Raw genomic sequence first — 5,965 nt, 5'->3', positions numbered from 1 at the left:
GCCACGGGAGTTCCGAAGCGCGAACTCCCCGAGTTTCTCGAAGGGGAGGGCAATGGCAGACGAACCGGCGGCCCTGCAACATGCGCGGGAAGCGACAACATCGCCGAGCGGCACGTTTCGTGGCGCCCGGGCCGCAAGCGTTATCCCACCACCGCCCAGCCTGAGGCCACCGTGTCGGTGGCCAAGGAGGCGACGGAACGCGCCCGTGAGCGCCCTTCGGCGAAGTTCCTGATAGACACCTTCACCCAGGGTCTGCTCCGCGAGAATGGGCTATCGGGATTTCTACAGAAGAATCGGACCGCGCCAAGGCGAGCGGCGATGCGCGCGGGATCTCTCGGTCCATCCCATCAGGCCTCGTCGGCGGCGGCGCAAGCCCGAGCCGGCTGCGGGGGACAAAGTGCTTGTCGCGACCTACCGACGGACCACGGCCTGTATATGACGCTCAAGGAAACGCAGAACAGCGTGACAGGCAATGGCTTGACAGGTCGCGAAGACGGCGATCTCGATCAGATCAACGGCAAGTGGGGTCATGAGGTACGCAGGCAGATCCACAACGGGTGCTCTCGGTTACGGGCACAAGACACTTAGTGGAAGGCTTTGATGAAAATCGGCCGCGTTCTGGGTCATTTTCGGACCAAAACCGTGCCTGCGCACCCAGATCCGGATCATGCGCCGCTGACGAAAGGCCATCGCGGACCGGGAGGGCCGGTCGCCGCCAGTCGGCACCCCGAGACCAGGGGCGACTGCCTTTAGGGACCCGCGGAGATCGGGGGAAATCTCCTTGTCCGGACGTTTCTACATCGTGTACCTTCACCTCAGTGGGAAATCGAGCAGTTCAACATGTCACATGCGGAACGGGTTGGGCCTCGGCCAGCAGGCGGGATGTCGTCCTCTCCCGGCATGGGGCCATTTTTTCGTTCGCTGACTGGCTCTCTCCCGCTGGGGCTTCTTGTCCTCGTCGAACTCGCGATCCTGCGTCTTGCGGGTTCCGGCAGGTATTATCCGGTCCTTGCGGAAAGCGAGAACGCAGCGGCCCTGCTCTTTCTCCACAACGTGTCGAAGATGCTGGTCCTGGCCTTTGTCGCCACCTTCATGGTTGCGGGCTTCCGGAGCGGGCTTCGCCTGCCGCGCGTGTCCCCGATGACCGCGCGGATCGGACTGCTGGCCACCAATCTCTCGGCCTTTCTTTGCCTTCTTGTCATTTTTCAAATCCTTCCTGCCAGTTCTCTCGACACGCCAAGGCTCGACGCATCGCTCATCATGGCCTACGCCGCTGCCATTTGTCTCCTGAGCCTTGTTGCCCTCACCGGAACAGCCCTTGTTCTGCCGCGCCAGGTCAATCTGCCGAAGATTGCAATCGGGTATGGAAGCGCTGTTCTGGCGGCTGCCATCCTCCTCGGCCAGTTAGGCTGGGTGGTGGGCATTGCCCGCGGGGTCATCGAGAAAGCGGCCCTCGATTTGAGCCTCTGGTTCATCGGGCTGTCCGGGCATCCGATGCCCATGCTCGATGTCGATGGGCGCAATCCGGTGATGGCATCGCCGGACTTCGCGATCTCGATTGCCCCGTCATGCTCGGGATACCAGGGCATGATCAGCGCATTCGTGCTCCTCGGCGCCTATGTCGGTCTTGAGTGGCGCAAGCTCAGGCTCGACCGCGCCCTGATCCTCTGCGTCGCCGCGGTCGGAGGGACCTTCGTTCTGAACGCGCTTCGCATCGCGATCCTCTTTTATATCGGAGACGAGATTTCGCCGGAGGTCGCCGTCAATGGCTTCCATTCGCAGTTCGGGGTGCTCGCCCTTCTCGCCTCCACGGGGCTTGCCGTCCTCGCGATGGAACTCAAGCCGTTCCGCAGGGAGGCAGGAGACGCGCCAGCGGAGAACGCAAGCCTCAGGATCGATCTCGCTCGCATCTTCCGCCTGATGCTGCCACTTGCGGTCTACCTCGTCGCGGGCATGATCGCCGGTCTGTTCGTCGGCACCTTCAATTGGCTCTACCCCGTCCCGGTCCTTGCCGGGGCCCTCTGGATCTGGCTGCTGCGGCATCCGCTGGCGCGGGAGATCGCGCGCGCGCCGGGGCTGATCTCCGTCGCCGTCGGCGCCGTGGTCTACCTCCTCTGGATCATCATGATCCCGGCGGATGCCGGGCGCGCGGGCATGCTCGCCGACGCTCTCTCATCAGCACCGCTCTGGCTCGCGATCATCTGGATCGCGTTTCGCGTCTTGGGGTCGAGCCTCGTCGTTCCGGTCGTCGAGGAACTGGCATTTCGCGCGGGATTGATCCGGCTTCTCGAGGCGATCTCACCTCCCTGGATGGGACGCTGGACACAGGTCCTGTTCGTTCTGACGGCTTCGTCGGTCGCATTCGGGCTTCTGCACGCAAACGTGCTCGCGGCAACGGTCGCAGGCCTTGCCTATGGTGCCCTCTTTCTGAGGCGCCGCGCCCTGGCGGACGCCGTTGTCGCCCATGCGGTGACGAACTTTCTCATCTGCCTTCATGTTCTCGGACTGGGCGAATGGTCCTATTGGTGAGCCCCCCGAACCCTCGCCCCGGGCGCATCCGTTCCTCCGTCATCCGCCTTATTTGCGCAGTGATCTGCCTGGCGTCGCCGACATGGGCTCAGGAACCTGAAGAGATCGCGGAACAGACCGGCGCCCTGGCGTGGGTCGGAAGCATCGCCGTCACCGCGACCGATGTCGACGCGCTTCTGAGGACCCGCCGGCGGGATTTCCCAGAAGACACCGAGGCGGTGCGGCAGAGAGCGCTCGAGCAGCTCGTCGCGGAGATCGCGCTCGAGGCGCAGCTGGAAGCAAGAGAGGAATTTCTCTCGGCAGAGGTCGGGGAGGCCCTCGCAGACGCGCGCCGGCAGGTGCTTTTCAAGTCCTACGCCCAGTCGCAATTCCGCGCCGAGCCTCCGACCGATGAGGAGGTCCGCGCCTATGTCGCGGCACATCCGGAGAGTTTTTCGCAACGGAAGGAATACAGGGTCCTGCGTCTTTTCGTGCAGATTGACAGCGCCGACGAGCGCAGGCTTGCGCGAGCGGCGATTGCACGGCTGCAGAACGGCGAGACGATCACGAGCGAGCGCCTCGACGGCCTTGCAGGCGACCTGCAGGGGCTCGGCATCGCCGTCGCGCGTCAGCCCTTCTGGGGCGGCGGCGACATCCTCCCGGCGTCGGAACGCGCACGTCTCGATGCGATGCAGGCGGAGGGAATATCGCTCGAGATCTCGGAGCGACCCCGGGGGATTGAACTCGTCCACCTCGCCGCGATTCGCGCGGCACCGCTCCCGCCGGCCATCGTCAAGCAGCAGGTCGTAGCCCGCATTCAGCTGGAAAAGCTCGAGGCGCATCAGGCCGCGCTGGCCCGCGAATTGTCGACACCACATATCGGTCGGCCCGCAGCGATGCCCGAGGAGGAGGAGGCGGCCGAGGACGAGAGAGAGGATGAGGCTCAGGATCGCGTGACCCTGGTCGCATCGGGGCTCTTCGGGTTCGGTGCCGCCCTCTCGCTCCTCTCCGCCATCCGCTGGGTCGGCACCGCGGGGGCCTACCGACGGCAGATGCTGGAGCAGGGCAGGGATCTCTCCGAAACCCGTTTCCTGAACAGGCGCGCAGCAGCCATGGTGGGCGCGGGGATCTGTGCTGTCATTGTCGTCACCGCGGCAGGGGCCTGGACCCTGTCGAGGCCACTTCCGCAGGGCACACCGGTATTGAAGATGGCCGCTCTCGTCGTCGGCGGAGCCGGTCTCGGGATCGGAACGGCGCTGCTGCACGCTGTCGCGATGACGTCCGCCGACATCAAGCCGATTGCCTTTGCGCGCCCCGCGCTCCTTGGCGCCATGGCATGCATGGCACTCTCAGCCGGCATCATAGGCGCGATCTGAGCGAGCGCGGCGGGCGGCAATCGCTGCGGCCGGGCCTTGGGTCCGGTGCTGTCCCTCGACGGCCGGTTCGCACGCTCGGCAATTGCCAGTGGACAAATTGTGGTTTTTCGGTGATTCTGATATGCGATTTGCGGTTATCGGGCCGAACAAGAAACGGAGAGCAGGCGGGTTTCATGAAACGGGTTGGGTCGTATCCGATCGGAGTCCGCAGGGTGGCGGCCCTTTTTGCCGGCGCAACCTGCCTCGCCCTTGCCGATCCCGCCGAGGCTCTGAACGTCACCATCGGCTCGATCACGTATGATCTGCAGGTGCAGTCTGCCGGGCAATCCTATCTCGGCCTGCAATCGTCGATCGAGACCTCTCCCTGGTGGACGTCCGACGGATCGTCACAGGCGACGGCGTTTCAATTCGCCGATGCCTACCTCGCAGCCGCAGGTCCGACCGACACGCCGCTCTTCTTTGCCTATAGCGAGCCCTCGCCGGCGTTCATCTCCTATGGCGAACCCACGGGAGGGTTTTTTGGAGACTTCGATTTATTCCAGGGCCAGGATGCCTACAGCGCTGTCGTCGCGTCGGGCACGCAGTCGGAAGCCCCGCTCTTTCGCATCACCGACACGGCGACGACGACGGCACCCTACTCGGGCTTCCGCATCGTGACCGGCACCGAGGTTCCGGAAATCAACGGGTCCGTCCTTGCTCGCCTCTTTCTTGTCATGGGCGTTCTCTATCTCGGCCTTGCAGAGCTTCGTCGCCGCCGGCGGCATTCCTGCGCGACTGCCTGACGTCCGCACGACTGTCTGTTTCGTCCAGCCGGACCCAAGGCGTTTCCTGAAACAGTTGAATTCTGGGCGCGCGGGACTATCCCACGCAGCCGGGGGGTCTTCACCCGATCATTTCGCGACCTGTCCTGAGAGCGGCATCTTGATCATGCCGCCTGGGAGGCGAAAAGATATGCCATGCGGCAGACCGCGCCCGCCGCCCCGCCGCACTTCACCGCCCTTCGCCGTCGAGTCACCCCCCTGATCCCCGAGCCTCGATCACGCCGCGCCCGGCCGCCGCGCGGACGCTGTTGCCGTCGTCTGCTCTCCCATCGATCCAGAGCTTCTCGATATCAGGGAAAGGTGAAATTCAGACTGAAGGTCTCCGGGGACACGAACTCCGGATCGTCTCCGGTTCTCCTCTTCGTCCCGGGCCGCCCGGGTCAGAACTTGCGCCGTGCCAGTTCGCAACGTCCTTCCTGGACCCAGAGTGCGGCATCGGCTTCCGGGTCGTTCAGGTCTTCACCTATCCCGCTCACCATGAAGCTCTGCGCATAACGGTCGATCTCCGCGAAGATGCGCACCGAGGTCACCTCGCGTATTCCCTGCTGGCACTCCAGCGATATCACCGTCGTCCCGATGGTCCATTCTTCCGTGCCGTCCCGGCAATCGAAGGGCGCGGCAAGCGAGACCAGCTCGCCGTCTTCGTAGTAGAGTTCCCAGGTGTAGGTCTCATCGGACGGCACGGGGTCCAACGTGTCGGAGCTCAGGTTCAACTGACTGTCTGCCGTGCAAAGGAGCACCTTCAGGTCTTGCGACACCGCTGGCGAGGCAGCGAATCCGAATGCGAGCACGAGCAGCGTTCTCATCCGACCGACGATACCCGGATGGCGATCCACTGCAAGTCTTGAACGCTCCGGGTCCCGGCCCGCAAGAGGGTCAGGGGAAGGGGGCGGTCGTGAAGACGTGGTCGCTGTCTCCATCGCCGTCGAGATCGGGCGCCGCGGCATCATGGATTGTCGGTCGACCCCGCGATGGTGTTTCGTCCAGGTCTCGCAGAGTCCGCTGTCGCGGTCAGGGGGCGCGTCGCTGTTGCGCACCCCGCCCGCATCGGTCAGCGGCCTCCGGGGGGCTGCGGTGCCCGGCGCGTCCCATCCGGGGCGACGCATCACGCGGCGCCCCTGCAGTCGGAAGATCCGCAAAAGCGAATGCGCACTTCCCTGGCGCCGGGGAACATCGCGTGCCTCGTCTCATCGGCGACGACGTATTCGTCGGCCGGCGCCCCGAGCAGATCGAAAGTCACGACCGTCGGTCGAACCTTCC

General features: G+C 64.6%; 5 protein-coding genes. 4 read left to right on the top strand and 1 reads right to left on the bottom strand.

The genetic code is table 11. The annotated features are described in order from the left end of the window. The 4 genes from VJ897_RS02080 to VJ897_RS02065 all read left to right on the top strand — a co-directional run. Positions 1-588 (top strand): hypothetical protein (locus tag VJ897_RS02080; RefSeq protein WP_324052795.1); only part of this gene is annotated, 588 nt, incomplete at its 5' end. A gap of 294 nt (positions 589-882) precedes the next feature. Beyond that, positions 883-2,529, top strand: coding sequence for an exosortase E/protease, VPEID-CTERM system (gene xrtE, locus VJ897_RS02075; protein ID WP_324052793.1), 1,647 nt, complete (start codon positions 883-885; stop codon positions 2,527-2,529). After that, the gene (locus tag VJ897_RS02070; protein WP_324052791.1) at positions 2,514-3,884 is read left to right on the top strand and encodes a peptidyl-prolyl cis-trans isomerase; all 1,371 of its coding nucleotides are present in this window, start codon (positions 2,514-2,516) and stop codon (positions 3,882-3,884) included. Before xrtE ends, VJ897_RS02070 begins: the two co-directional genes overlap by 16 nt. 173 nt (positions 3,885-4,057) lie before the next feature. Then, the gene (locus VJ897_RS02065) at positions 4,058-4,666 is read left to right on the top strand and encodes a hypothetical protein (RefSeq protein ID WP_324052789.1); all 609 of its coding nucleotides are present in this window, start codon (positions 4,058-4,060) and stop codon (positions 4,664-4,666) included. Between the two features lie 419 nt (positions 4,667-5,085). Here the strand turns inward: VJ897_RS02065 and VJ897_RS02060 are convergent, their stop codons facing one another. After that, positions 5,086-5,511: a hypothetical protein gene (locus VJ897_RS02060; RefSeq protein ID WP_324052787.1), complete on the bottom strand. Its 426-nt coding sequence runs from the start codon at positions 5,509-5,511 to the stop codon at positions 5,086-5,088. Positions 5,512-5,965 lie beyond the last annotated feature (454 nt).

This window comes from Salibaculum sp., assembly GCF_035270045.1.
GTDB lineage: Bacteria > Pseudomonadota > Alphaproteobacteria > Rhodobacterales > Rhodobacteraceae > Salibaculum.
The sequence above is the reverse complement of the archived record's forward strand: the minus strand, read 5'-3'. Positions and strand labels throughout refer to the sequence as shown.

Bases quoted from the DNA above. Each gene is read 5' to 3' on its own strand.
- VJ897_RS02070 (WP_324052791.1), top strand. From the start codon at position 2,514: ATGGTCCTATTGGTGAGCCCCCCGAACCCTCGCCCCGGGCGCATCCGT.
- VJ897_RS02065 (WP_324052789.1), top strand. From the start codon at position 4,058: ATGAAACGGGTTGGGTCGTATCCGATCGGAGTCCGCAGGGTGGCGGCC.
- VJ897_RS02060 (WP_324052787.1), bottom strand. From the start codon at position 5,511: ATGAGAACGCTGCTCGTGCTCGCATTCGGATTCGCTGCCTCGCCAGCG.
- xrtE (WP_324052793.1), top strand. From the start codon at position 883: ATGTCGTCCTCTCCCGGCATGGGGCCATTTTTTCGTTCGCTGACTGGC.